General features: G+C 61.2%; 26 protein-coding genes. 14 read left to right on the top strand and 12 right to left on the bottom strand.

The genetic code is table 11. The annotated features are described in order from the left end of the window. Window positions 1–59 precede the first annotated feature (59 nt). From uvrD to CWC48_RS10880, 3 genes are all read left to right on the top strand, one after another. Entirely contained in the window at window positions 60–2,243 is a 2,184-nt protein-coding gene (gene uvrD / locus CWC48_RS10890) for a DNA helicase II (protein WP_100491858.1), read from the top strand. Between the two features lie 260 nt (window positions 2,244–2,503). After that, window positions 2,504–3,373: a Tim44 domain-containing protein gene (locus CWC48_RS10885; protein WP_078050797.1), complete on the top strand. Its 870-nt coding sequence runs from the start codon at window positions 2,504–2,506 to the stop codon at window positions 3,371–3,373. A gap of 135 nt (window positions 3,374–3,508) precedes the next feature. Next, entirely contained in the window at window positions 3,509–3,916 is a 408-nt protein-coding gene (locus CWC48_RS10880; RefSeq protein ID WP_010207624.1) for an SMI1/KNR4 family protein, read from the top strand. Between the two features lie 197 nt (window positions 3,917–4,113). Here the strand turns inward: CWC48_RS10880 and CWC48_RS10875 are convergent, their stop codons facing one another. After that, a complete protein-coding gene (locus CWC48_RS10875; RefSeq protein ID WP_100491857.1) occupies window positions 4,114–5,877 on the bottom strand; it encodes a cation:proton antiporter in 1,764 nt (587 codons plus the stop codon). 291 nt (window positions 5,878–6,168) lie between these two features. Between CWC48_RS10875 and CWC48_RS10870 the strand changes: the two genes are divergently transcribed. Next, window positions 6,169–6,654 (top strand): acyl-CoA thioesterase, encoded by a 486-nt coding sequence (locus tag CWC48_RS10870; RefSeq protein ID WP_034110411.1) that lies wholly within the window; start codon window positions 6,169–6,171, stop codon window positions 6,652–6,654. A 36-nt stretch (window positions 6,655–6,690) separates the two neighbouring features. Here the strand turns inward: CWC48_RS10870 and CWC48_RS10865 are convergent, their stop codons facing one another. Both CWC48_RS10865 and pdxY read right to left on the bottom strand, forming a co-directional pair. Continuing rightward, entirely contained in the window at window positions 6,691–7,719 is a 1,029-nt protein-coding gene (locus CWC48_RS10865; protein WP_078050799.1) for a hypothetical protein, read from the bottom strand. An 81-nt stretch (window positions 7,720–7,800) separates the two neighbouring features. Then, entirely contained in the window at window positions 7,801–8,673 is an 873-nt protein-coding gene (pdxY, locus tag CWC48_RS10860; protein WP_100491856.1) for a pyridoxal kinase PdxY, read from the bottom strand. A gap of 117 nt (window positions 8,674–8,790) precedes the next feature. On the opposite strand from pdxY, the gene CWC48_RS10855 reads away from it, so the two are divergent. Continuing rightward, window positions 8,791–9,186, top strand: coding sequence for a DUF3301 domain-containing protein (locus CWC48_RS10855; RefSeq protein WP_015886608.1), 396 nt, complete (start codon window positions 8,791–8,793; stop codon window positions 9,184–9,186). Here the strand turns inward: CWC48_RS10855 and CWC48_RS10850 are convergent. From CWC48_RS10850 to dksA, 4 genes are read right to left on the bottom strand one after another with little or no spacing between them, the layout of a single operon-like run. Beyond that, window positions 9,180–10,142: a GTP-binding protein gene (locus CWC48_RS10850; RefSeq protein ID WP_100491855.1), complete on the bottom strand. Its 963-nt coding sequence runs from the start codon at window positions 10,140–10,142 to the stop codon at window positions 9,180–9,182. The two genes, CWC48_RS10855 and CWC48_RS10850, sit on opposite strands and share 7 nt — an antisense overlap. Before the next feature lie 44 nt (window positions 10,143–10,186). Beyond that, window positions 10,187–10,831, bottom strand: coding sequence for a DUF1826 domain-containing protein (locus tag CWC48_RS10845; RefSeq protein ID WP_099493260.1), 645 nt, complete (start codon window positions 10,829–10,831; stop codon window positions 10,187–10,189). Further along, window positions 10,831–12,039 carry a zinc metallochaperone GTPase ZigA gene (gene zigA / locus CWC48_RS10840; RefSeq protein WP_100491854.1) on the bottom strand — a complete coding sequence of 403 codons (1,209 nt, stop codon included), beginning with the start codon at window positions 12,037–12,039 and terminating at the stop codon, window positions 10,831–10,833. The genes CWC48_RS10845 and zigA overlap by 1 nt, the downstream gene beginning before the upstream one ends. Window positions 12,040–12,066: 27 nt before the next feature. Continuing rightward, the gene (gene dksA / locus CWC48_RS10835) at window positions 12,067–12,471 is read right to left on the bottom strand and encodes an RNA polymerase-binding protein DksA (RefSeq protein ID WP_078050804.1); all 405 of its coding nucleotides are present in this window, start codon (window positions 12,469–12,471) and stop codon (window positions 12,067–12,069) included. Window positions 12,472–12,598: 127 nt separating this feature from the next. Between dksA and CWC48_RS10830 the strand changes: the two genes are divergently transcribed. After that, complete coding sequence (locus CWC48_RS10830; protein ID WP_078050805.1) at window positions 12,599–12,967, top strand: glutamine synthetase; 369 nt, start codon at window positions 12,599–12,601, stop codon at window positions 12,965–12,967. Here CWC48_RS10830 and CWC48_RS10825 read toward each other — a convergent pair. Beyond that, a complete protein-coding gene (locus CWC48_RS10825) occupies window positions 12,964–14,166 on the bottom strand; it encodes an N-acetylmuramoyl-L-alanine amidase (protein ID WP_099493262.1) in 1,203 nt (400 codons plus the stop codon). The two genes, CWC48_RS10830 and CWC48_RS10825, sit on opposite strands and share 4 nt — an antisense overlap. Window positions 14,167–14,294: 128 nt before the next feature. Here CWC48_RS10825 and folE2 point away from each other — a divergent pair, with 128 nt between their 5' ends. Genes folE2 through CWC48_RS10790 form a run of 7 tightly spaced genes read left to right on the top strand, consistent with a single transcriptional unit; the run spans window position 14,295 to window position 19,920 of the window. Then, entirely contained in the window at window positions 14,295–15,191 is an 897-nt protein-coding gene (gene folE2 / locus CWC48_RS10820) for a GTP cyclohydrolase FolE2 (RefSeq protein ID WP_099493263.1), read from the top strand. After that, a complete protein-coding gene (locus CWC48_RS10815; RefSeq protein ID WP_078050808.1) occupies window positions 15,188–15,856 on the top strand; it encodes a metal ABC transporter ATP-binding protein in 669 nt (222 codons plus the stop codon). Before folE2 ends, CWC48_RS10815 begins: the two co-directional genes overlap by 4 nt. After that, the gene (locus tag CWC48_RS10810; protein ID WP_078050809.1) at window positions 15,856–16,722 is read left to right on the top strand and encodes a metal ABC transporter permease; all 867 of its coding nucleotides are present in this window, start codon (window positions 15,856–15,858) and stop codon (window positions 16,720–16,722) included. The genes CWC48_RS10815 and CWC48_RS10810 overlap by 1 nt, the downstream gene beginning before the upstream one ends. 11 nt (window positions 16,723–16,733) lie before the next feature. Next, window positions 16,734–17,612: a metal ABC transporter substrate-binding protein gene (locus CWC48_RS10805; RefSeq protein WP_078050810.1), complete on the top strand. Its 879-nt coding sequence runs from the start codon at window positions 16,734–16,736 to the stop codon at window positions 17,610–17,612. After that, window positions 17,609–18,022, top strand: a complete 414-nt coding sequence (gene hisI / locus CWC48_RS10800; protein WP_078050811.1) for a phosphoribosyl-AMP cyclohydrolase — start codon at window positions 17,609–17,611, stop codon at window positions 18,020–18,022. The genes CWC48_RS10805 and hisI overlap by 4 nt, the downstream gene beginning before the upstream one ends. After that, the gene (locus CWC48_RS10795) at window positions 18,019–18,579 is read left to right on the top strand and encodes a DapH/DapD/GlmU-related protein (protein ID WP_005792581.1); all 561 of its coding nucleotides are present in this window, start codon (window positions 18,019–18,021) and stop codon (window positions 18,577–18,579) included. Before hisI ends, CWC48_RS10795 begins: the two co-directional genes overlap by 4 nt. 3 nt (window positions 18,580–18,582) lie before the next feature. Further along, window positions 18,583–19,920, top strand: a complete 1,338-nt coding sequence (locus CWC48_RS10790) for a dihydroorotase (RefSeq protein ID WP_100491853.1) — start codon at window positions 18,583–18,585, stop codon at window positions 19,918–19,920. On the opposite strand, the gene CWC48_RS10785 is transcribed toward CWC48_RS10790, so the two are convergent. Continuing rightward, entirely contained in the window at window positions 19,917–20,438 is a 522-nt protein-coding gene (locus CWC48_RS10785; RefSeq protein WP_078050813.1) for a DUF3617 domain-containing protein, read from the bottom strand. The two genes, CWC48_RS10790 and CWC48_RS10785, sit on opposite strands and share 4 nt — an antisense overlap. 130 nt (window positions 20,439–20,568) lie before the next feature. On the opposite strand from CWC48_RS10785, the gene cls reads away from it, so the two are divergent. Continuing rightward, complete coding sequence (cls, locus tag CWC48_RS10780; protein WP_100491852.1) at window positions 20,569–22,008, top strand: cardiolipin synthase; 1,440 nt, start codon at window positions 20,569–20,571, stop codon at window positions 22,006–22,008. A gap of 58 nt (window positions 22,009–22,066) precedes the next feature. Here cls and cfaB read toward each other — a convergent pair whose 3' ends face one another. The 3 genes from cfaB to CWC48_RS10765 form a co-directional block, all read right to left on the bottom strand. Continuing rightward, window positions 22,067–23,251, bottom strand: a complete 1,185-nt coding sequence (gene cfaB, locus CWC48_RS10775) for a C17 cyclopropane fatty acid synthase CfaB (RefSeq protein WP_078050815.1) — start codon at window positions 23,249–23,251, stop codon at window positions 22,067–22,069. 87 nt (window positions 23,252–23,338) lie between these two features. Continuing rightward, complete coding sequence (locus tag CWC48_RS10770; protein ID WP_100491851.1) at window positions 23,339–24,127, bottom strand: DNA-binding domain-containing protein; 789 nt, start codon at window positions 24,125–24,127, stop codon at window positions 23,339–23,341. Further along, on the bottom strand, window positions 24,118–24,963 hold the full coding sequence (locus CWC48_RS10765; protein ID WP_100491850.1) for a DUF692 domain-containing protein: 846 nt from the start codon (window positions 24,961–24,963) through the stop codon (window positions 24,118–24,120). Before CWC48_RS10765 ends, CWC48_RS10770 begins: the two co-directional genes overlap by 10 nt. Between the last annotated feature and the right edge of the window lie 2 nt (window positions 24,964–24,965).

Raw genomic sequence — 24,965 nt, 5'->3', positions numbered from 1 at the left:
CCGTCGACCACCCGGCATTGGTATTTGCCCCACTCACCCGGGCACCCTAGAATGCGCCGATGCGCGATGATCTCTCCCTTTTGCTGAACTCCCTCAACGATGCCCAACGCCAGGCCGTAGCGGCCCCCGTTGGCCGTCAGTTGGTCCTGGCCGGTGCTGGCTCCGGCAAAACCCGAGTGCTGGTGCACCGTATCGCCTGGTTGATCCAGGTCGAAAACGCGTCCCCGCATTCCATCCTGTCGGTGACCTTCACCAACAAGGCCGCTGCCGAGATGCGCCACCGCATCGAGCAGTTGATGGGCATTAGCCCGGCCGGCATGTGGGTAGGCACCTTCCACGGCCTGGCGCACCGCCTGTTGCGGGCGCACTGGCAGGAAGCAGGCCTGAGCCAGACCTTCCAGATTCTCGACAGCGACGACCAGCAACGCCTGGTCAAGCGGGTGATCCGCGAGCTGGGTCTCGACGAACAGCGCTGGCCGGCGCGCCAGGCGCAATGGTTCATCAATGGCCAGAAAGACGAAGGCCTGCGCCCGCAACATATCCAGGCCAGCGGCGATTTGTTCCTGGCCACCATGCGCAGCATTTATGAAGCCTACGAGGCGGCCTGCGTGCGCGCCGGGGTCATCGACTTCTCCGAACTGCTGCTGCGCGCCCTCGACCTGTGGCGTGACAACCCTGGCTTGCTGGCCCATTACCAGAAGCGCTTCCGGCATATCCTGGTGGACGAGTTCCAAGACACCAACGCCGTGCAATACGCCTGGTTGCGCCTGCTGGCCAAAGGCGGCGACAGCCTGATGGTGGTGGGCGACGACGACCAGTCGATCTACGGCTGGCGTGGCGCGAAAATCGAGAACATCTACCAGTATTCCGAAGACTTCCCGGACGCGGTCACCATCCGCCTGGAGCAGAACTACCGCTCGACCGCCGGGATTCTCAAGGCGGCCAACGCCCTGATCGCCAATAACACCGGGCGCCTGGGCAAAGAGCTGTGGACCGACGGCGGCGAAGGTGAAGCGATCAACCTGTACGCAGCGTTCAACGAGCACGATGAAGCGCGCTACGTGGTGGAAACCATCGAAAGCGCACTGAAAACCGGTCTGGCGCGCAGCGACATCGCTATTTTGTACCGCTCCAACGCCCAATCGCGGGTATTGGAAGAAGCTTTGCTGCGCGAACGTATCCCATACCGCATCTATGGCGGCCAGCGCTTCTTCGAGCGCGCCGAGATCAAGAACGCCATGGCCTACCTGCGCTTGCTGGAAGGCCGTGGCAATGATGCTGCGCTGGAGCGGGTGATCAACATCCCGGCCCGTGGCATCGGCGAAAAGACAGTCGAAGCCATTCGTGACCACGCGCGCCATGCCGATGTGTCGATGTGGGAAGCCATGCGCTTGCTGATCGCCAATAAAGGCCTGACCGGCCGGGCTGCCGGGGCGCTGGGCGTGTTTGTCGAGCTGATCGAGAACCTCGCCGCCAAGTGCGCGGAAATGCCCCTGCACTTGATGACCCAGACGGTGATCGAACAGTCAGGGCTGATCGCCTACCACGAAGCGGAAAAAGGCGAGAAAGGCCAGGCCCGGGTAGAAAACCTTGAGGAACTGGTCAGCGCAGCGCGCGCGTTCGAAAACACCGAGGAAGATGAAGAGCTGACCCCGCTCGCCGCTTTCCTCGGCCATGCGTCGTTGGAAGCCGGCGACACCCAGGCCGATGAGCATGAAGACAGCATTCAGTTGATGACCTTGCACAGCGCCAAGGGCCTGGAGTTTCCCTACGTGTTCCTGGTGGGCATGGAAGAAGGCTTGTTCCCGCACAAGATGAGCCTGGAAGAGCCTGGCCGTCTTGAGGAAGAGCGCCGGCTGGCCTACGTGGGCATCACCCGCGCCATGCAGAACCTGGTGATGACCTACGCCGAGACCCGACGCCTGTACGGCAGCGAGACCTACAACAAGGTGTCTCGCTTCGTACGTGAGGTGCCGAAGGGGTTGATTCAGGAAGTGCGCCTGTCCAACAGCGTCAGCCGCCCGTTCGGCGGGGGCCAGCAACAGAACTCCAGCAGTATGTTTGCCGGTTCCGAGATTCCGGAAACCCAGTTCAGTCTTGGCCAGCAGGTCAGGCATTCGGTGTTCGGCGAAGGTGTGATCCTCAACTTCGAAGGTGCCGGTGCCCAGGCGCGGGTGCAGGTGAATTTCGCCGAAGGCAGCAAGTGGCTGATGATGCGCTACGCGAAGCTCGAAGCCATCTGAAACACTGCACCCTTATTGTAGGAGCCGGCTCGCCGGCGATAGCGGCCTTAAGATTGCTATCGCCCGCAAGCCGGGCTCCTACAGGTGAAGAATCGCGCCCCTCCCTTGTTTTTCACCCGCTCGGGCCAATATCTGTAATTAGTCCTACAGACCCTTCGGAATCGGTCTTACGCAAAAGCCCGAAACATTATGCCGCTAGCCACTGTCACTACACCTGTGCAACATGGCGCGCGTGCAATCCACAAATGGGAATTCCCTTTATGAAACGTTTTCTTAGCATCGCCATGGCGTTGTGCATCGGCCTGACGATGAGCATCGACGCCAACGCCAAACGCTTTGGTGGCGGCAAAAGCATGGGCTCGGCACCGACTCACCAGACCAGCCAAATGGCCCCATCCGCCGGTGCCGGCGGTGCTGCGGCCACCGCAGGCGCAGCCGGTGCTGCAGGCGCTGCTGCCAAGGCTGGCGGTGCTTCGCGCTGGTTGGGCCCTCTGGCCGGTATCGCCGCTGGTGGCCTGCTCGCTTCCATGTTCATGGGCGGCGGCTTCGAGGGCATGCAGATCTTCGACATCCTGATCATGGCGGTCATCGCCTTCCTGGTCTTCCGCTTTATCGCCGCCCGTCGCCGCAAGCAGCAGGAGCACCTGGCTCCAGCCGGCGCGCCGATGCAGCGTGAAGTGTTCGAGCAGAAGCCAGCCATGGGTTCGATCTTCGGTGGTTCGCCAGCGCCTGCCGCGGCCCGCCCGGTGATCAACGCACCGGCCTGGTTCAACGAAGAGCGTTTCGTCGAAGCGGCCCGCAGCCACTTCCAGTCCCTGCAGCAGCACTGGGACGCCAACGAAATGGACAAGATCGCCGAGTTCGTGACCCCGCAACTGCTGGAGTTCCTCAAGCGCGAACGCGCCGATCTGGGCGACGCTTTCCAGTCGACCTACATTGACGACCTGCGCGTACAGTTGGACGGTGTGGATGATCGCGCCGACAAGACTATCGCCACCCTGACCTTCAGCGGTGTGTCGAAGACGTCGCGCTTCGACCAGGGCGAAGTGTTCAGCGAGAGCTGGAACATGGAGCGCGCCCAAGGCGACAACCAGCCTTGGCTGGTCGCCGGTATCCGCCAGAACGGCTGATCCCTGCACGCCTTGCAAGCAGATACAAAAAACCCCGGACCTGTCCGGGGTTTTCTATTTCACGGTTGCACTTATAGCGAGCTACTGTATAAAACGCCCCTATAAACCGCGCCATCTAGCACGAGGATCCCGGCCGTGGAAGAAATCATCGAACAATTGCGTGAAGCCAATGAACCGGTCCCGGTTCCTCTGGAGCTGCCTGACGAAGACTTGCTGGTGGAGATCGAGGAACAATTGTTCATCGACATCCCGTTTGTCTTCCGTGAATTCCTGCTGACCGTCAGCGACGTGGTGTACGGCAGCCTGGAGCCGGTGACCGTCACCGACCCGCAGTCCCACACCTACCTGCCGGACGTGGCCGCCAACGCCTGGGACGCCGGTGTTGATCGCAGCCTGATCCCGATCTGCCAGGATGGCGACGACTACTACTGCGTTGAGGAAGACGGCACTGTGGTGCTGTGGTCCGGCGAAGAAGAAATCGTCACCGAAGAAACTTGGGAATCGGTGTGGCACTGGGCGCGGGACGTCTGGCTGGAAAGCTGAGCCCTGCACCAAGGGTGACCGGCTTACTGTGGTGATCGGGCTTAGCGTGGTGAGCGGGCTTGCCCCGCGCTGGGCTGCGTAGCGGCCCCATGCCTCACATTGCAAAACCTGAAAGAGCGCGTCGCCTGGACTGGGGCTGCTACGCAGCCCAGCGCGAGCAAGCTCGCTCACCACAAAAAGCTAAGTCGCCCGCTCACTCAGTGTTCGGACGTATCCTTGTGGTTATCCAGCGTCTCCAGCAAGGCGACCTGCATCCGCGTATGCACGCGGATGAACCACCGCCAGAGCACAGCCGCCACTGCAGCCGTGACCACGGCGATCAGCACCAGCAACTTGTTGGTCGGCAGAATACTGGCCGACAAGGCTGCCAACAGCAGGAAGATCACCAGCAGCGAAAGAATCGGGATCAACTCTGCGATCACCCGCCTTACGCGCTGGGTATGCCGCCCGGCCATCTCCGGCTTCACGCTCATCTCCGCCAGCAACATCGACAGCGCCTTGAGCTTGCGGTACGCCGCGATCAGGAATGGCAGCGACAACAGCAACGCCCCACCCCAGATCAACGCCTTCTGCCAGCTCGGGTCACTGATCCAGCCTTCCAGATAGCCGCCGATGCGCACCGCAAAAAAGCTGCCGGCAAAGAAGATCGCCACCACCAGCGCCAGGTTCACCCCCACCTGCAAGATGATCTTGCGGATCATCGACGCCAGCATCGCACCCTCGCCCTGAGGTTGAATGCTGCGCAGCCATTCACCGTACATGCCGAACACTCGGCTCATGCGCTTGGGCATGACCGCCGCGATCTTCAATGACAACGGGTCGGCGCCGCGAATCAGGTACGGCGTGAGCAATGTGGTAATCGCCGAGACCGCCACTGCAACGGGGTAGAGGAAATCACTGGTCACCTGCAACGTCATCCCTAACGCCGCGATGATGAAGGAAAACTCACCAATTTGTGACAGCCCCATGCCCACGCGCAGTGAGGTACGGCCATCATTGCCAGCAATAAACGCGCCCAGGCCACAGGACAGCATCTTGCCCAGTACCACAGCCACGGTGATTACCGCGATCGGCCAGGCATATTGCAGCAGGATCTGTGGGTCGATCATCAAGCCAATCGCCACAAAGAAGATGGCGCTGAACATGTCGCGAACGGGCTCGATCAGGCGCTCGATCTTAATTAACTGACGGGATTCAGCCATGATCGCGCCAATCAGGAATGCGCCCAGCACCATGCTGTATTCCAGCTTGACCACCAGCAGGCAGAAACCGAAACACAGGCCCAGTACGGTAATCAGCAACATCTCGTTGCTTTCGAATTTGGCCACGTAGGCCAGCAAGCGCGGCACCAGCAAAATGCCAATGACCAGCGCTACGATCATGAACAGCGAGAGCTTGCCGACCGTGGAGAACACCTCGCCGGAGCTGACCGTACCGCTGACGGCAATGCTCGACAGCAAGGCGATGATGCCGATGCCGAGGATGTCCTCGACGATCAGCACGCCAAAAATCAATTGGGCGAAGCGCTGGTTCTTCATCTTCAAGTCGTTGAGTGCCTTGACGATGATGGTGGTGGAGGAAATCGCCAGGATCGCGCCGAGGAACAGCGAGTCCATGGTGTTCCAGTCAAACCAGCGGCCGATCTCGTAGCCGATCCAGATCATCAGGATGATTTCCAGGAAGGCTGCGATAAACGCGGTGGCGCCGACCTTGAACAGCTTGCGCAGGCTGAACTCCAGGCCCAGGCAGAACATCAGGAAGATCACGCCCAGTTCGGCGAGGGTCTTGATGGTGTCTTCGTCGTGGATCAGGCCGAAGGGTGGGGTGTGAGGGCCGATGATGAAGCCGGCGACAATGTAACCCAGCACCACCGGCTGCTTGAGGCGGTGAAACAGGATGGTGACAACCCCGGCCACCAACATGATCACGGCCAGGTCCTGGATAAAGCTGATGGCGTGCATGGCGAGGGGCTCCTTGAGGGTACTGGCGCTTTTCCCACTTCCGCGCGCGCCTTTGATCAGTCGCAAAGAGCGGAAGGAAAAGTCTGCCTTGATCGTAAGAAATGCCCTGAGACGGGCTTTTGAAGGTTAACACCGCGACTTCCGGCAGAAAGCCGGTGCAATATATGGAAACAGATCGGTGCACGCGTGACGGCAAGCCGCCTACCGGCGTCCCGTTATGGATGGCGCTGCAAAGATTCCAGCACCCGCAGAGGTGCCCCCCAACCAATGCCTACAACCCGTGAGTGTGCTATGGAACCCGGAAACGCCCAGCTGTCGATGACGGTATTGATGACCCCTGATATGGCCAACTTCTCAGGCAATGTCCACGGCGGCACCCTGCTCAAGTACCTCGACGAAGTGGCCTACGCCTGCGCGAGCCGTTATGCCGGTCGCTATGTCGTGACGCTGTCGGTGGACCAGGTGATTTTTCGCGAACCCATCCATGTCGGCGAGCTGGTGACGTTCCTTGCATCGGTCAACTACACCGGCAACACCTCCATGGAGGTGGGCATCAAGGTGGTGACCGAGAATATCCGCGAGCGCTCGGTGCGCCATACCAACAGCTGCTTCTTCACCATGGTGGCCGTGGACGACCAGCGCAAACCGGCCGCCGTGCCACCGCTGCAACCGCACAACAGCGAAGACAAGCGCCGGTTCGTGCAGGCCCAGCAGCGCCGGCAGATCCGCCAGGAACTGGAAAAGCGCTACCAGGAAATCAAGGCAGACGCGCCGTAAGCCATTTTTTCCGTTTAGGAGCGGACAAGCCCGCTCCTACAACTGCCAGCACCCATCGTAGTGGGCACACACATCAAAGCGCTGATCCAACTGGCTCATGCGCTCCATGTGATGGTTCACGATGTCCACCATCACGGCTTTGCTGGTGTTCTTGTAGTACTGCGCCATCAACTTGTCGTTGGCCTTGACGCGCTCGACCACGGCGGCGTCCGTCGGGTTCTGCCATTGTTCCAGAATCGCATCTTCGGTCCCGCTCAGGCGCATGCGGTAAACCCGCTCATAAAGCTCCAGCGTACGCGCCTTGCGGCCAGCCATTTCCTGATTCACCAGTGCGTAGTTCTGACGGAACTGAACCCAATAGGCCTCAGGTGGGGTGAAGGTGCCTAATTTCGCCTTGCGCTCGGCGATCGCTTCTTCGGTGGCTTGCGGGCGTTGCGCGGTGTCGGGCTCCATCAACGTGATGAGCTGCATATGGGTTTCAACGATCGCGTTGATCAACGCGGTACGGTGAGGCGTCGCCGGGATTACCTTACCGAATATCGGGCTCTTGCCCGCGCACGACGGCATGCCGTTCTCGAATATCGGCTGGGGAATGCGCACATCCTTGCCCCCAGCACGCGTCAGGCGCTGCAACGAGGTCGTGCACATGCCCCGCTCCATATCGAAGGTCACTTCATATTCTTCCCCGGCCTTTGGCGTGATGCTCATGGATTTGCCGCAGACATAGCTTCCGCCATTGGTGTTGATCATCAGCATGGTTTCTTTGCCGGGTGCCAGCTTGAACTCCAGCAAGCCCCTGGCCTTGGCCGGCGGGGGCACGGACATGCCGACACGTCGGCGGGTATCGACCAGGAAAATATTGTTGAGCATGCCAGTGGTCTGGCCCATGCAGTGCTCAGCGTCGTAGACGTCGATGGTGGTATTGGACGTATTAGAGATGAAGCGCAGCTTGGCGGCATCAGGCTCGGTGGCGTCAGGGTAAGTGCCGTTCACACTGCAACCGGCCAGCAACGACGTCAGCACCAGGGCGGTCAGCGCCCGCGGCGAAGGGAATACGAGGGACATGGATCTTCCTTGAAAGCACAGGGGACTAGGAGGCGCCCGATACTACCGGACGCCTTTGCCCTGGCTCAATGAAGAATATTCCTACAACTCAATGGGTGTGGCTTCGAAACGCACGCGAGGATGGGCAATGCGATCCTGGGCGCGTACCAGCTCAAGCTCGTAACTGGCGCAGGCCTGGGTTTCCAGCAGCACTTCATGGACCGCGGCGGCGGTGAATTCAAAGGCGGCCAGCAGGCTGTCGCCCAACAGCACCCGCGCCAGGAACAGGCCCGAGGTCAAATCGCCGACGCCCACTGGCTGACGTGGAAACGCCAGCAGCGGCCGACGCAAGTGCCAGCTGCCTTCGGCGGTCACCAGCAGCATCTCGAAACCGTCCGGCAGCTTGCCAGGGTAATCCAGATGTTTGACCAATACCGCTTTCGGTCCGCGTGCCAGCAGCGCCTTGGCCATGGCCAGGCAATCGAACAGCGATTGCGGCTTGCGCCCGGCGAAGCTGTCCAGCTCAAGCTGGTTGGGGCACAGGAAGTCGGCCATGGCCACGGCTTTGTCCAGCAGGAAATCGCTGACTTCCTGGGGCACGATGCAGCCCTTTTCCGGATGGCCCATCACCGGGTCGCACAGATACAGGGCCTTGGGGTTGATGGCCTTGATGCGCGCCACACCGGTCAGGATCGCACGGCCCTGATCCGCACTGCCCAGGTAACCGGACAGAATCGCATCGCAGTTGCCCAACTCACCGATGGCGGCAATGCCTTCCACCAGCGCCGGAATCTGCTGCGGCGCCAACACTTCGCCCGCCCACTGGCCATACTGGGTGTGGTTGGAGAACTGCACCGTGTTCAGCGGCCAGACGTTCACCCCGACCCGCTGCATGGGGAACACGGCGGCGCTGTTTCCGGCGTGGCCAAAGACCACATGAGACTGGATCGCAAGCAGATGAGGTGTGCGTTTCATGCAGGGGATTTCCGTAAAGCCATTGAAATTCTGGCCGCGCAGTATGCGACTAAACGCAGCCTGTACGACAGGCCGGCGACACAGTTAAGCTGCTCTCACTTTGTTGGAGTCTTTCGCATGCTGACCCTGGGAAACATCTTCGTGTTGATGCTGCTGGCGACCGGTGCCGCCTGGGTGTGGCACAACCACGGCCTGCGCGAACGCGCGTTGGAGCGGGTCAAGCAGCATTGCGCCAAACTCGACATCGAACTGCTCGACGGCGCCGTGGCGCTCAAGCGCATCGGTTTTGTGAAGGATGCCAACGGTCGGCGGCGCCTGGCACGCATCTACAACTTTGAATTCACCGTGACCGGCGAAACCCGCCACCCGGGGACTATCACCCAATTCGGCGCCCACAGTGCGCAGATCGAACTGGCGCCCTACCCGTTCGAGATCAAGACACCGCTGCCCAGCGCCGAGGTGATCGAACTGAGCCAGTGGCGCCAGGACCACGGCACCAAGAACCGTCAGTAACGGCAGGCCGCCAAGGCGGCCTGCAACGCGGCCACGTCCTGTGGTTCGCTGAAAATCAATTCGATACGTGAGTCACGCCGCCATTCGCTGGTTTGCCAGGCGAGCGGGCTGTTGTCCACAGCATTGGTTGAAACCCAGCCTTCGGCGCCGTGGATAACCAACTTGGCGCGGCGCCACTCAAGGCTTGCGAGCCACCGATGCAGGCGTTGGGCATCGAATTGCTGGCTCGGGTGCCAGCGCCAGCCGACGCTCCAGCCGCCCTCTTGGGCTTGGCTCAGGCAGATCGGTTGCGCAGGGTCACTCCAGATTGCCGGTATTTGCGCCAACCCCTTGGGCACTTCGAAGTTATCCACAGCCGCTGCGGCCTGCGCATTCAGGCCCGGTAACTGCGCCAGCGGCAAATGCGCCTGGCGGGTCCAGTACAACGGGCAGTCAGGTAACTGCTGTTCAATTGCCTGGCGCTGCGCAGCGTCCAGCGCTTCATCCTTGTTCAATACCAGTAGCCCGGCACTCGCCAGGGCTTCCTGCTGCGCTGGCGGCAAGGGCTTGCCCACCGCCAGCGCCTGGGCATCCAGCACCAGCACACAGGGCTGCAGCGCCAGCACGTCCTGCCACGGCGCCTCTCGCAGTTGTTTGAGCAATTGTGCCGGATGGCCAAGGCCCGAAGGTTCGATAAACAGCCGATCCGGCTTGGCCCTACGCAACAACCGACCCAGTCCTACCTGAAATGGAGCGCCATTCACGCAGCACAGGCAGCCGCCAGCGACTTCGCCCAGGGCTATGCCGTCGCTGTCCTGAGTGAGCAAGGCAGCGTCCAGGCCGATCTGCCCGAACTCGTTGATCAGCACGGCCCAGCGCTCGTTGGCCGGGCGCTGGGCGAGCAGGTGCTTGATAAGGCTGGTCTTGCCGGCCCCCAAGGGCCCGGCAATCACGTGGGTGGGAATGTTCTGCAGCATGAGGGGCATCGTTCGGACCGTGTAGAGCGTTTGATCCTACGCGGTTATGCGAGCCAATCCAGTGTCAGGATCAATCGACGCTCGTCAGCCTTGAGTGCGGGTGAACGGTGAATCAGGCCGTGACCTTCGTTGCCATGCCATTTGGTGCCCTTGAGCAGGGCGACTTCGCCACAGTGGAGCTGTTCGATCCTATCACTGGGTTCGGCGTCCGGCTGGCTCAGTCTACGACGGTCCATCACGCCTTCACGCAACCACTGGCTGCCGACCCCGGCATAGGTGGTGATCAGCCGCACCGGTACATGGTCGACATGAAAACGCGGGCACATCGCTTTATCCAACAGGCGCAAGCGCACGCCGATACGCTTGGCGCCCAGCAAACAGGCGAACGCGCTGACCAGCCAAGACACATCGGCGATAAAGCCTTCGTAGCCTTCCAGGTCGCGACAACTGGACGCCAGCCCCTGCACGTTGGGCACGGCGTCTTCGTCGTTGAGTTCTACCACCATGGAATCCGCCAACGGCTCGTTGAGCGCCACCAGCAAGGCGCCGAACTCGGCGATATGCAGGGGCAACTGGCGCTGCCACACCGCCAGGTTGACGCCCTCTTCAAGGATGTCGGACAGCGCCAGCGGGGTTTCACCAGAGGTCTGGCGAATCACGGGACGCAGGGGAATAACCGGGGCCAGCATCAGGCGGCTGCCTCCTCATACCAGGGGCCAAAGGGATCGGCCAGCAAGCGCCAACCTTCGACGCCCTGGGCCATTTCTTCATCGTTGAGCAAGCAGGCGTCCAGCTCCGCGCGCAGTTGGGTGAAGTCGATGTTCTGACCGATAAACACCAGTTCCTGGCGGCAGTCACCGGTGCTCAGTTGCCAGTTGCCCATGATCGCCGCGACACTTTCTTCGTCCTGAGGCCACTGGCTTTTCGGCACAAAGCGCCACCAGCGACCGGCAAACCCATGGCGCATCAAGCCGCCTGCCTGGGACCAACTGCCCGCATCCTGGTGCTTGCTGGCCAGCCAGAAAAAGCCTTTGGAGCGCAGCAGTTTGCCGTTGACCCACGGGCGGTCGATAAAGTCGAAAAAACGCTGCGGATGAAAGGGACGGCGCGCACGGTAAGCGGTGGAGGCAATACCGTATTCCTCGGTTTCCGGTACATGTTCACCACGCAATTCCTGCAACCAGCCCGGCGCTTGCGCGGCGCGTTCGAAGTCGAAACGGCCAGTGTTGAGAATCTTGTCCAGCGGTACTTCACCCATGACCATCGGGATGATTTCCGCCTGGGCGTTGAGGCGCTCAAGGATCGCCATCAACTCTTCGCGCTCGCGGCTGCTGATCAGGTCGATCTTGCTGATAAGTATCACGTCGGCAAATTCAATCTGCTCGATCAGCAGGTCGGTGATGGAGCGCTCGTCTTCTTCACCGAGGGTTTCCCCGCGCGAGGCCAGGCTTTCGGCGGCCTGGTAATCGAGCAGGAAGTTCATGCCGTCGACCACCGTGACCATGGTGTCCAGGCGTGCGATATCGGCCAGGCTTTGCTCGTTTTCATCGCGAAAGGTGAAGGTTTCGGCCACCGGCAAGGGCTCGGAGATGCCGGTGGACTCGATCAGCAGGTAATCGAACCGACCTTCCCTGGCGAGTTTTCCGACTTCTTCCAGCAAGTCTTCACGCAAAGTGCAGCAGATGCAGCCGTTGCTCATCTCCACCAGCTTTTCTTCGGCGCGGTTGAGGGTGACGTCACGCTGGACTTCGCTGCCGTCGATGTTGATTTCGCTCATGTCGTTGACGATCACCGCCACCCGCAGGTTTTCGCGGTTGCGCAGGACGTAATTGAGCAGCGTGCTTTTACCGGCGCCGAGAAAGCCGGACAACACGGTCACGGGGAGACGATTGGGCATCAGGTATTCCTCATCAGGGTTGGCCGGTCAAATCGCCCGTTTATGGCGTTCGCGCAGCTCTTCACGTTCTTTGGCTTCGATACACAGCGTGGCGGTGGGACGTAGCAGCAGGCGTTGCAGGCCGATGGGCTCACCGGTCTCGCGGCACCAGCCGTATTCCCCACGGACCAACAACTCGAGAGCGTCGTCGATCTTGTCCAACAGCTTTTTTTCCCGTTCGAGCAGGCGCAGTTGCCATTGCCGCTGTTCTTCGGCGCTGCCCACATCGGCCGGGTCGCTGTTGGTTTCCTGTTCACGCAGCGCCATGAACTCGGCGTCTATACGTACTTGCAGCTCATTGCGCTGGATCAGCAGCAACTCGCGAAAGAAGCCTTGCTGGGCTTCGTTCATGTAGTCGGCGGGTGGCTGGGCCAGCAAGTCTTGTTCGGTCATGGGGAGCAGTTCACGGGTCAGGCTGTGCTTTAATGTTATAGTATAACAGTGCAAATAAGCCAATCCCCTCTTGCTCACCTCGACGAAGGGCGCAATGCTTGACCACTTCCCTGCTGTGAGAAACCCGATGAAATACCTGGTGTGCGCCCTGTTGTTGGCAACGGCCGGAACGGCTTGCGCCCAGGCACCCAACCTGTTGGCCAACTGCACGCGCAGCGCCAATCTGCTGGCCTGCGTCGATCCCCTGGGCAATGCCTACAGCGTGGCGACGGTCGGCAGCACCACGTATTTGCGCGGGTACGAGGTGATCGGCAAACGCTACTGGGCACAGACCAACAGCCGCTACGGGCAACTGACGTTCTTTACCGGGTTGGCGTCGGACGGTGAGGCGTGGGTGGGCTATACGCGGCGTGTGGGCTGGACCACCCTCAACCGGTTTTCCAGTTCGGGTGGCGCCAGCGCCAAATTCACCTGCAGCCGTATAACGGGTTGTTAGACCTGACTGTCCTTCTGTTCCTGCACCCACGCCATGTAGCTGTTCATGGGTGGGTTCTTCTGGAAGTACTTTTTCAGGCCTTCGAACAGGCCGTCGGCAACCGCCTGTTGATGCCGCGCGGTAACCAGGCGCGCACTGTCACGCGCATTGGAGATAAACCCGGTCTCCACCAGGATCGACGGCACGTCCGGTGACTTGAGCACCGCGAATCCCGCCTGCTCCACGCGCTTCTGATGCAGGCTGGTAATGCCTTCCAGGCTGCCCAGGATCGAATTGCCCAGTTGCAGGCTGGAGGCAATCGTGGCGTTCATCGACATATCCAGAATCACCCCGGCCAGCATCGGGTCCTTGTCCTTCAGATTGAGCAGGCTGGTGGCGCCGAGCAGGTCGGCGCCGTTTTCCCGCTGCGCCATGAAGCGTGCGGTGGCTGAAGTCGCGCCGCCTTCGGACAAGGCATACACCGAAGCGCCCGACGCAGTGACCCTCGGCGCCGCATCCGCATGCACGGAGATAAACATGTCGGCATTATGCTTGTGGGCGATCTCCACCCGTTTACGCAGCGGCACGAAGAAGTCGTCGTTGCGCACCAACTTCACGTCAAAACCCTTCTCGCGTTTCAAGCGTTTGGCCAACAGTTGGGCGATGGACAACACCACGTCTTTTTCGCGCTGGCCCTTGGAGCCTACAGCGCCGGGGTCCTTGCCTCCGTGGCCGGGATCGACCACCACGATGATGTCGCGCTTGGGGTGCGCCTTATCCACCAGGGGCTTGGGTTCTGCCGCAATTTGACGAGGCGCCTGCGTCGCGCTGGTCAGGTCCAGAACCAGGCGATGACCCTGACCCTCCTGGGGCGGCAACAGAAAGCTGTTGAGCTGCATCGGCGCGGCGAGGTCGAGCACGATGCGCGTGTCGCCTTTGCCGAAATGCCCCGAGCGAATCGACGTGATCCCGCTGTTCGTCAGCGCCAGTTGAGAGAAATCACCACTGAGCCCGGCGCCGCTCAAGTCAATGATCAAGCGTTCCGGCGCGCTCAGGGTAAAGGTCTTGTACTGCACCGGGCCGCTGAGGTCGAACACCAGCCGCAGCTTGTCGTCCGAGCGCCACAGGCGGGCGTTGCGTATCTGCGTGGCGTGGGCCGCAAACGGCAAGGTGAAAAGAGGGCTGGCCAGAAGCAGGTTCAGGAGCTGACGTCTGTGCATGACAAATACCGCAAATAAAGGAGCGTCCCTGCTCGACATGACTGAAAAAAGACTGGAGCAGAAAAATCATCGTCGACTTAATAGTTATAATATAACATGTCTTTTTATTTCCAACGATGGACCTGCTCATGAATGCGCTGACTCTGCCGGATATCGCCGCGCAGGCTTCACGCCAAGCCTTGCCGCTCGACTGGGTGGGCATGTGCGGCATCGCCCTGCCGATTCTCATCGACGGGCAGCAACTGACCGCCACCGCCGATGCCGGTGTGAGCCTGGACGACGGCGCCGCCCGTGGCATTCATATGTCACGCCTATACCTGGCGCTGGAGATGCTGGACCAGCAGCCTCTTACGCCTGCACTTCTGCGTAATGTACTGCAGCGTTTTCTCGACAGTCATGAAGGTTTATCTAATAACGCCTACCTGCGGATTCACACCGATTTACTGCTCAAACGCCCGGCACTGGTCAGCCCGCTGGCTGGTTGGAAGGGTTACCCGGTGAGCATCGAAGCGCGCCTGGAAAACCAGATGTTCCACGTGGAACTAAAAATTGACGTTACTTATTCCTCGACTTGCCCTTGCTCCGCTGCCCTCGCCAGGCAATTGATTCAGCAGCAATTTCTCGAGGACTTCGCCAATACACCGTTGCAGCATGAAGACGTATTGACCTGGCTTGGCAGCGCCAATGGCATTGTTGCTACGCCCCACAGTCAGCGCAGCAGCGCGCAACTGCTGATCACATTGGACGGCGACCAACCCAGCCTGCCCATCACCGACCTGATCAATGACGTCGAAGCCGCCCTCGGCACCGCCGTACAAACAGCCGTGAAACGTGCGGACGAACAAGCCTTCGCCCTGGCCAACGGGCAGAACCTGATGTTCTGCGAAGACGCCGCCCGCCGCCTGAACCTCGCCTTGAAATGCTCGGATGCCGTCAAAGCCTTCCACCTGAAAGTGATCCACGCCGAAAGCCTGCACGCGCACGATGCCGTGGCTGAAAGCCGCTGGACGAGAAACCCTGCATGATCACCTGCACCGCATTGCGTTGGGGCGCCCCAGGCCAACCGCTGACGCCGGCCTTAGATCTCACACTGGAAAGAGGCAGCCTCACCGGCATCATTGGCGCCAACGGCACCGGTAAAAGCAGCCTGCTCAAAGTCATCGCCGGTCTGCAAAAGCCCTTGGCGGGCAACGTCACGGTGGACGTTCCACGCCGTGGCGGCCTGTCGTTCCTGCCGCAGCAACAGCATCTGGACCGCCAGTTCCCGATCAGCCTGCAGGAACTGGTTGCCGCCGGTTTCTGGGGCACCCAACTCTCCTCGCAGCAACGCAGCCAGCGCCTTGCAGCGGTTTTGGAGGACTGGAGCCTCAGCGGCCTGGAGCACCGCCCGTTGATGGCCTTGTCCGGCGGCGAGTTGCAACGCGCCCTGCTCGCCCGCATGAGCCTGGCCGAAGCGCCGGTGCTGTTGCTCGACGAGCCTCACGCTGCCCTCGATGAAGAAGGCCAGGCGCTGTGCTGGAAACACATCCATGCCTGGCACGACGCAGGCCGCACGCTGATCGTCGTCTGCCATGACCTCGCGTCCGTGCGCCATCACACCCAGCAAGTGGTGCAGATCAAACACACCGGCTGCCTCTTCGGCCCGAGCAAAGAGCTCATTCGCCCACAGCACCAGATGCAGGTGGCCTGATGCACTTCACCTCCCACCTGTGGATGCCCTTCTTCGACTTCATCTTCATGCGTCGCGCATTAATCGGCGGCCTGGTGCTCGCCTGCAGCACCGCGCCGCTGGGGGTGTTCTTGATCCTGCGGCGTATGAGCCTGATCGGTGACGCGGTGGCCCATGGCATCCTGCCTGGCGCGGCCCTCGGCTTCTGGTTCGCCGGCCTCAGCCTGCCCGCCCTGACCATCGGCGGCCTTGGTGCCGGCCTGAGCATGGCCGGCCTGTCCGCCTGGATCACCCGTCGTACCGGCCTACGCGAAGATGCCAGTCTCGCGGCCATCTACCCCATCTCCCTCGCCGCCGGCGTGCTGATCCTCGGCCTCGCCGGCAAACGCCTGGACCTGCTCCACCTGCTGTTCGGCTCCGCCCTGGCCGTGGATGAAACCACCCTCACCGGCATGCTCTGGGTCTCCAGCTTCAGCCTGATCGCCATGGCCGCAATCTACAAACCGCTACTGCTGGACACCCTCGACCCTCTGTTCCTGCAGACCGTCAGCCGCCTTGGCCCGTTGGCCCACGGTTTGTTCCTGACCCTGGTGGTGCTGAACCTGGTGATCGGCTTTCAGGCAATCGGTGCATTGATGGTGGTGGGATTGATGATGCTGCCCGCCATCGCTTCACGTTTCTGGAGCCGGCGCCTGCCGGTGCTGATCGCGGTATCGGCGGTGCTGGGATGCCTGTCGGTATGGCTGGGCCTGTTGCTGTCGTTCTACTACTCGCTGCCCAGCGGACCGGCCATCGTGCTGGTGGCGGGCGCCGGGTACCTGCTGTCCGTGGTCTTCGGTCCGGTGCACGGCTTGCTGCGCCGCCCGCCCTTGCTGTCATCCCAATGAGGTGTTTCCCGATGCGCGCTCTACTCGTGCTATTCAGTCTCGTCCTGTCGTTATCGACGGCTCAGGCCGCAGACAAACTCCAGGTGGTTACCAGCTTCAGCATCCTGGATGACATCACCCACCAGATCGGTGGCGATCACATCCAGATCAGCAACATGGTCGGCCCCGACGCCGATGCCCATACCTACGAGCCAACACCCGACGATGCCAAGGCGCTGCTCAAAGCCAAGGTCATCATCAAGAATGGCCTGGGCTTCGAGCCGTGGCTGGACCGCCTGGTGACCAGCACCGAAACTAAGGCCACCGTGGTCACCGCGAGCAAAGGCGTGATCTCCCACACCATGGAAGAGGACGGCGAAACCATCCCCGACCCGCACGCCTGGCATAACCTGGCCAACGCCGAAATCTACGTGAACAACATTACCAAGGCGCTGGTGGCCGCCGACCCGGCCAACAAGGCCGACTACCTGCGCAACAGCCAGGCCTACCTGAAAGAAATCTACCGGCTGCTGGCCGAAGCCAAGACCAAGTTCGGCGCTCTACCCGCCGGCAACCGCCGCATCGTCACCTCCCACGACGCCTTCGGTTACCTGGGTCAGGCCTACGGCATCGAGTTCCTTGCGCCACAGGGCCTGTCCACCGAACGCGAACCGTCCGCCGCCGAAGTCGCCGCGCTGATCACCCAGATCCGCAAAGACAAAGTCAAAGCCGTGTTCATGGAAAACATCAAGGACTCGCGCCTGCTCCAGCAGATCGCTGACGAAAGCGGCGCGCAGATCGGCGGCACGCTGTATTCCGATGCCCTCGCTGCACAAGGCCCGGCCAGCACCTTCACCGGGCTGTTCGAATACAACCTCAACACGTTGTGCGCGGCCCTGAGCAAGCCATGAGCGTAAGCATGCTCGACCTGGAAGGGGCTGCCGCCGGCAGCCGCTTTCCACTTCAACCTGTCTTCGATGCGCTGCCATGGAACAGCGATGGCCTGATCGCCGCCATCGCCCAGCAACACCGCAGCGGCGAAGTCCTGATGCTGGCCTGGATGAACCGCCAGGCCCTCAAGGAAACCCTGGCCACCGGGCAAGTCTGCTACTGGTCGCGCTCGCGCCAGCAATTATGGCGCAAGGGTGAAAGTTCGGGTCACTGGCAGCAACTGATCGAGGCACGCCTCGATTGCGACGGCGACGCCGTATTGCTGATCGTCGACCAGCAAGGCCCGGCTTGCCACACCGGTCGGCCCACCTGTTTCTACAACGCTATTGATGGCGACTACATTCACATCCTCACGGAGCCCCGCGCATGATCCGCAAGAACCCTTCCGGCGACCTGCCAGTGATTGCCGAATCGGCCTACGTCGACAAGACCGCGATCATCTGCGGCAAAGTGATCATCGGCGAAAACGTCTTCGTCGGCCCCTACGCCGTGATCCGTGCCGACGAAGTCGACGCCAGCGGCGCCATGGACCCGATCACTATCGGCGCCAATTCCAATATCCAGGACGGCGTGGTCATCCACTCCAAGTCTGGTGCGGCGGTGACTATCGGCGAATTCACCTCCATTGCGCACCGCTCCATCGTGCACGGCCCCTGCACGGTCGGTGACCGCGTGTTCATCGGCTTCAACAGCGTGCTGTTCAATTGCGCGGTGGGCGACGGCTGTGTGGTGCGCCACAACTCGGTGGTCGACGGTCGCGACTTGCCTGCTGCCTTCTATGTGCCCTCCACCACCCGCATCGGGCCCAACACCGACCTGTCGCAATTCCCGCCGGTGAGTGTGAGCGCCTCGGAGTTTTCCGAAGACGTGGCACGTACCAATGTCGATCTGGTACGCGGCTACAAAGCCTTGCAAAACGAGTTCTGAACCATGAGCCGCCTGCTGATTCGCAATGCCCGCCTGGTGAACGAAGGCCAGGAGTTCGACGCTGATGTGCTGGTCGCCAACGGCCGGATCGAGAAGATCGCCAGCAGCATCGAAGGCTGCAACGCCCCCGTGGCCATCGACGCCCAGGGCCAATGGCTGCTGCCGGGGATGATCGATGACCAGGTGCACTTTCGCGACCCCGGCGCACCGGACAAAGGCAGCTTCTACAGTGAATCACGCGCGGCGGTGGCCGGCGGTATCACCAGTTTCATGGACATGCCCAATACCAGCCCCGCCACCCTGACCCTGGAGGCCCTGGCGGATAAAAAGCGCCGGGCGGCCCTGCACTCAGTAGCCAACTATGGCTTTCACTTTGGCGTGAGCAACGACAACCTCGACACGGTCGCAGCCCTCGATCCGCGCGCAGTGGCCGGGGTCAAAGTGTTCATGGGCGCATCCACCGGCAACATGTTGGTGGATGACCCACGGATCCTCGAGCGGCTATTTGCCGAAGTACCGACTATCCTGCTGGCCCACTGCGAACACACGCCGAGCATCCTGGCCAACGAACAGCGCCTGCGCGAGCGCTTCGGCGACATGATTCCACCCGTGGCCCACCCGCTGATCCGGGATGCCGAAGCGTGTTATCGCTCGTCGTCCTTCGCCGTGGAATTGGCGCAGCGCTTCGGCACGCGCCTGCATGTGCTGCACCTGACCAGCGCTCGCGAATTGAGCCTATTCGAAGACAAGCCGCTGGCGGAAAAACGCATCACAGCGGAAGTTTGCGTGCATCACCTGCTATTTGATGACCGCGACTATCACCGCCTCGGTCACCAGATTAAATGCAACCCGGCGATCAAGACCCGCGCCGACCGCGACGCGCTACGCCAGGCCTTATTGAGTGACCGTCTGGATGTGATTGGCACTGACCATGCACCGCATACCTGGGCACAAAAACAGTTGAGCTATCGTGAAGCGCCGTCGGGTTTGCCCCTGGTGCAGCACGCGCTGCCGGCGTTGTTAGAGTTGGTGGCCGATGGGCTGCTGCCGCTGACCACCCTGGTGGCGAAAACCAGTCACCGCGTGGCCGACCTGTTCGCCATCCCGGATCGGGGTTATCTACGCGAGGGTTATTGGGCCGACCTGGTGGTGATCAAACCGGAGCCTGCCGGCAAACCGGTCAGCAGCCAACCGGTCCTGGCCCGCTGCGGCTGGACGCCCTTCGCCGAGCGCAGTTTGCGCCACAGCGTCAGCACCACCCTGGTCTCCGGCCACCTGGCTTGGCACAACGGCCAGGTGGTCGACAGCTGCCAGGGCTTGCCCCTGCATTTCTTGCGTTAAGCGCGCGGCTTGACCGTACCGCAATCGTTGCCCAGCCACTGGGCGTGACTGTCGAGGCTGCCCTTTTGCTGAATGCCGGTGGCATTGAAGGTGCCGTTGACGGTGGTGGTGAACTCTTTCTGGCTCTGGAACGTGGCGACGCCCGTGCCTTGGGCTTTCGGGCAACTGAAGCGGAATTTCCACTGGTTGCCGGTCTTGTCGGTCACTTCCTGCTTACAGCCCGACTGCGGGTCTGTCAGGGGGATCGAGTCGGAGGCGACCTGTGCCGGTGTCAGGCACACCTGCACGCCTTTACCGGCCATGGTAATGCCCTGCTTCTCCAGCATGGCGCGCTGTTCGGGGGTCATCTGTTGCTTGAGTTGACCAAGGATCAGCGACAGGTCCGGCAGATCCTGGTTATCGACTTTCATATTGCTGGTGGTCAATTCCCACAAGCCCGGCGCCAGCATCTGCGCCTGTGCGGCAATAGGCAGCGCCAAACCAGTAACCATGGCTAAACAGAGCAAGCGAGCATTCATCGGGTAACTCCTGGGCAATTGTTGGCGTTAGACGCCGCAAAGCGGCCAGTGTTGCACGGCAAATAAAATAGCGACATTCGCGACCGAACATGGTCTGTTAGGCACTGGATTGCCTGGAGTACCGTCGTCCATGGATTTTCTTGGCCCGCACCTGCTCGCCTACTTCATTGCCACGCTGCATTTTCTCGGGACCCTCGCCGCGATCCACGCGGTGCTGACCGTCAGGACCGCACAGGGCTCGATCGCCTGGGCCTTGTCGTTGATGTTCATGCCCTATCTCACGCTGATCCCCTACCTGATCTTTGGCCGCAGCACCTTTGACGCCTACATCCAGGCACGTCGCCAAGCCAACCAGGAAATGCACACCGCCATTGCCGCGCTGAACTGGCGTCCCTGGGTCGAAGAAGCCCTGGCCGCGCGCAACTCCAGCGCCTACGCCTCGCTGCGCGCCATGCCCAAGCTGGGCCGCATGCCGTGCCTGGCCAATAATGAAGTGCACTTGTTGATCAATGGCGAAGCCACCTTCAGCGCGATCTTCGAGGCGATTCGCAACGCCAAGACCGCGGTGCTGTTCCAGTTTTTTATCATTCATGACGACGAACTCGGCCGCCAACTGCACGCCTTACTGAAGGAAAAAGCTGCAGAGGGCGTGGACGTCCACGTGCTCTACGACCGTATCGGCAGCCACGCCCTGCCCCACCGGTATGTGCAATCGCTGCGCGACGCCGGTGTGAAAGTCAAAGCCTTCGCCACCCGCAGCGGCTGGCTCAATCGCTTCCAGGTCAACTTCCGCAACCACCGCAAGATCGTGGTGGTGGACGGCATCACCGGGTTTGTCGGCGGGCATAACGTCGGCGATGAATACCTGGGCAAGAAGCCACCGCTGGCACCGTGGCGCGATACCCATGTGCAGGTCACAGGACCGGTGGTCGCGTGCTTGCAGGAGTCGTTCGCCGAAGACTGGTTCTGGGCCGCGCGCGAGTTGCCGCCGCTGATCCTGCCAGATGCCTACCCCGAGGACGGCGTGCTCTGCCAACTGCTCGCCAGCGGCCCGGCCGACCCGTATGAAACCTGCTCGCTGTTTTTCGTCGAGGCCATCCACGCGGCGACCGAACGTGTGTGGATCACCAGCCCGTATTTCGTCCCCGACGAAGCTGTGTTTGCCGCGCTGCGCCTGGCAGTGTTGCGTGGCGTGGACGTACGCCTGCTGCTGCCGTCGCGGCCCGACCACCGCATCGTCTACGCCGCCTCCAGCCTTTACGCGATCGAAGCCGTACGCGCCGGCGTGCGGGTGTTCCGCTATACGCCAGGGTTTCTGCATCAGAAGGTGGTGTTGGTAGACCGAGAAATCAGCGCCATTGGCAGTGCGAACATGGACAACCGATCATTCCGGCTGAATTTCGAAGTGATGTTACTGACAGTCGACGAAGCCTTCGCCAAGGAAGTCGAGCAGATGCTGCTCGACGATTTCGCCCTCGCCCACGAAGTCAGCCAGGAAGAAAGCCGCGAAACCCGCCGCCTTCAACAACTGGGCATGCGAGTCGCGCGGCTTATTTCACCGATTCTTTAACACAGCCCATACTCACGGTAGGAGCCGGCAAACCGACTCCTACCGTGGTTTCAAACCATCAGCGGTAGATATCTTCCCGCGTCCACGGCAGTTCATGGCTGCCATCTGCATGGGGCTTCACCGCCAGAATCTGGTGCAGGTTGATCCAGCCTCGCGCAAACGCATACGCGCAGCCGGCCAGGTACAGCCGCCAAATGCGCAACGCTTGCTCCGGCACCATCTTCGCCGCCGCTTCCAGATTGTCTTCCAGGCGCTCGCTCCAATGGTCCAGGGTGCGTGCGTAGTGCAGGCGCAGGCTTTCGACATCGACCACTTCCAGCCCGACTTCACTGATCTCGGCGGTCATCATCGCCAGGTGTGGCAGCTCGCCATTGGGGAACACATAGCGTTCGATAAAATCCCCCGCGCCACGGCCTACCGGGCGGCCATCGGTGTGCTTGGCGGTAATGCCGTGGTTCATCACCAGGCCGCCTTCGCGCACGGCGCCGAACAGGGTCTTGCAGTATTCCGCCAGGTTGGCGTGGCCGACGTGTTCGAACATGCCCACGCTCACCACTTTGTCGAAACGGCCGTCCTGCGGCAGGTCTCGGTAATCGAGCAGTTGCAGGTCCACCTGGTCTTCCAGGCCTTCGGCTTTTACCCGCTCCCGGGCCAGGGCCAACTGCTCCTTGCTCAAGGTGATGCCAAACACTTTCACCCCAAACTCCCGCGCGGCGAACCGCGCCAGCCCGCCCCAACCACAGCCTACATCGAGCAAATACTCGCCCGGCTGCAGCCGCAGCTTGCGGCACAGGTGGCGAAATTTGTCTTGTTGAGCCTGGTCGATGGATTCGCTGCCGGTTTCGAAATAACCGCAGGAGTACGCCATGTCCTGGTCCAGCCACAGCTGGTAGAACTCGTTGGACAGGTCGTAATGGTAGGAAATGGCCGCTGCGTCAGTGGCCTTGTCGTGGATCGAGCGCACCGGACGACTCCCCTCGTCGTCTTCGATCAGGGCGTGACTCAATTCGTCACATACCCGGATGACCTCGGAGATGGAGCCTTCCAGCTCCAATTTGCCCTCGACGAAGGCTTCGCCCAGTGAATCGAGCGTGGGATGAGTCAGCTTGGAGACTACCGTGGGGTCCTTCACCACGATGGTCACACTGGGCTCGGGGCCCAAGTTGAATTCATGGCCGTCCCAGAGTCGAAGACGCAGCGGTAGCTGAAGATTCTGTAAGGCCGGTGGAAGTTGCGCGAGCATGAGTGATCCCCCCTTGTTTCAGACGTCTGCTGTGAGGGTAGACCATCCGAAGACAAAGTAGGAGGCTATCGATTTGATAGCGGTCTTCTATGGGGCTCGGCGCTCGAGCAAACCGTCCTGGATCCACTGTTTCAGCCAGGTGACGGCTTGCAGTGGTGCACCCTCTGCATAAGTGACTGCGAGTTCGGCGCACAGTTCTGAAAAACTCCAGCCGGTAGTCACCATGCCCGCCAGGGCGCAGATTTCTGCAGGCTCCAGGCTCCGGTAGTGGCACACATTCTGGTGCCGCCACACCAGGCAGATCTGCGCCGGGTCCAGCGACTGGCTGGGCGGGAAGTGCGACTTCGCCTTGCTGGCCTGCCAGAGTGCCACCGTATTGAAGCGGCAGAGTATCTGCTGCACGGAGGGCGCCAGCGTCACCTGCAAACCCGGCCAGTCTTCAGGCGCCAGGTGTGCCATGTCGTGGAGGGTCAGCGGTTCACCCTGGGGCGCATCAAACGCCAGTGTAAACGCCCACTCCAACCGCGCCAGTTCCGCCAGCGGCGCGCTTTGTTCCGCCACCAGGTGTTCAAGAATGAACGCCGGGAAACGCTTGCCCAGCCACCGCAGGCTGTAATGAGCCGATGGGTAACGGCGCACATAGGCGTCGGTCAGCGAGGCGAATTCATCATCGCCCAGCCAATAGAGGGCAGCACTGAAGTCATGCCGCAAGACTTCCCGCAGCCGTGCGAGGTAGGCGTTGTGGTAAATCGCCAGGCCCGTGTCCACGTCCAGCGTCGGCCCGCCCAGCAGGGTGGCGGCGAAGCCACTGTCGGCCACTGGGGTTTCGGCTAAAAGGTGCTGTTCAAAGGCCAGTTGCCAATCGATCAGGCGCATAACGATCTCCTGGCCAAGGCGATGGCCCCCAGTTCGCGAGCCTTGCCCAGCTCTGTGAGCAACGCTTCAAAGGGGGGGAAATGGTCGTCCCGCTCCAGTAGCGTCGACACCGGGCCCAGGTGCTCCAGCGTCTGTTGATAGAGCGCCCACACCGGGTCACACACCGGATGGTCATGGGTGTCGACCACGTAGTCGCCATAGTCCATGTGCCCCGCCAGGTGCAGTTGGCGGATGCTCGCAGGGGGCAGGTTGCGGATAAACGTCCAGGCGTCAAAGCCATGATTGCGCGAGCTGACATACACATTGTTGACGTCGAGCAACAATTGGCAGCCCGACAAGTGCGCCAGGGCGTTGAGGAATTCCCACTCGGTGAATTCGTCCGCCTTCGAGCGCACATAACTGGAGACGTTTTCCAGCACCAGTGGACGCTGCAATACGTCCTGCACTTGGCGCACGCGGGCCGCCACGTGGTAAAGGCTTTCTTCGGTGTAAGGCAGCGGCAGCAGGTCGTGCAACTGGTGGGCGCTGCCGCGGCTCCAGCACAGGTGATCGGACACCCACGCCGGTTGGATACGCTCGGCGAGCTGTTTGATTTGCTTCAGGTAGTCAGTATCGAGGGCATGGGGCCCGCCGATGGACAGGGACACGCCGTGCATCACCAGGGGATAACGCTCGGCTATCGCCTCCAGGTAGTACAAGGCTTTGCCACCCTGGACCAGATAATTCTCGGAGATCACTTCGAACCAATCCACAGGCGGCGATTGTTCAAGGATCTGTTCGTAGTATTCGTTGCGTAAACCCAGGCCGTAACCCAGGAAGGGAAGAGACGTGGCCATCA

The organism is Pseudomonas sp. S10E 269, from assembly GCF_002798465.1.
Classification (GTDB): Bacteria; Pseudomonadota; Gammaproteobacteria; order Pseudomonadales; family Pseudomonadaceae; genus Aquipseudomonas; species Aquipseudomonas pergaminensis.
This window is presented reverse-complemented; position numbering and strand designations above follow the sequence as displayed.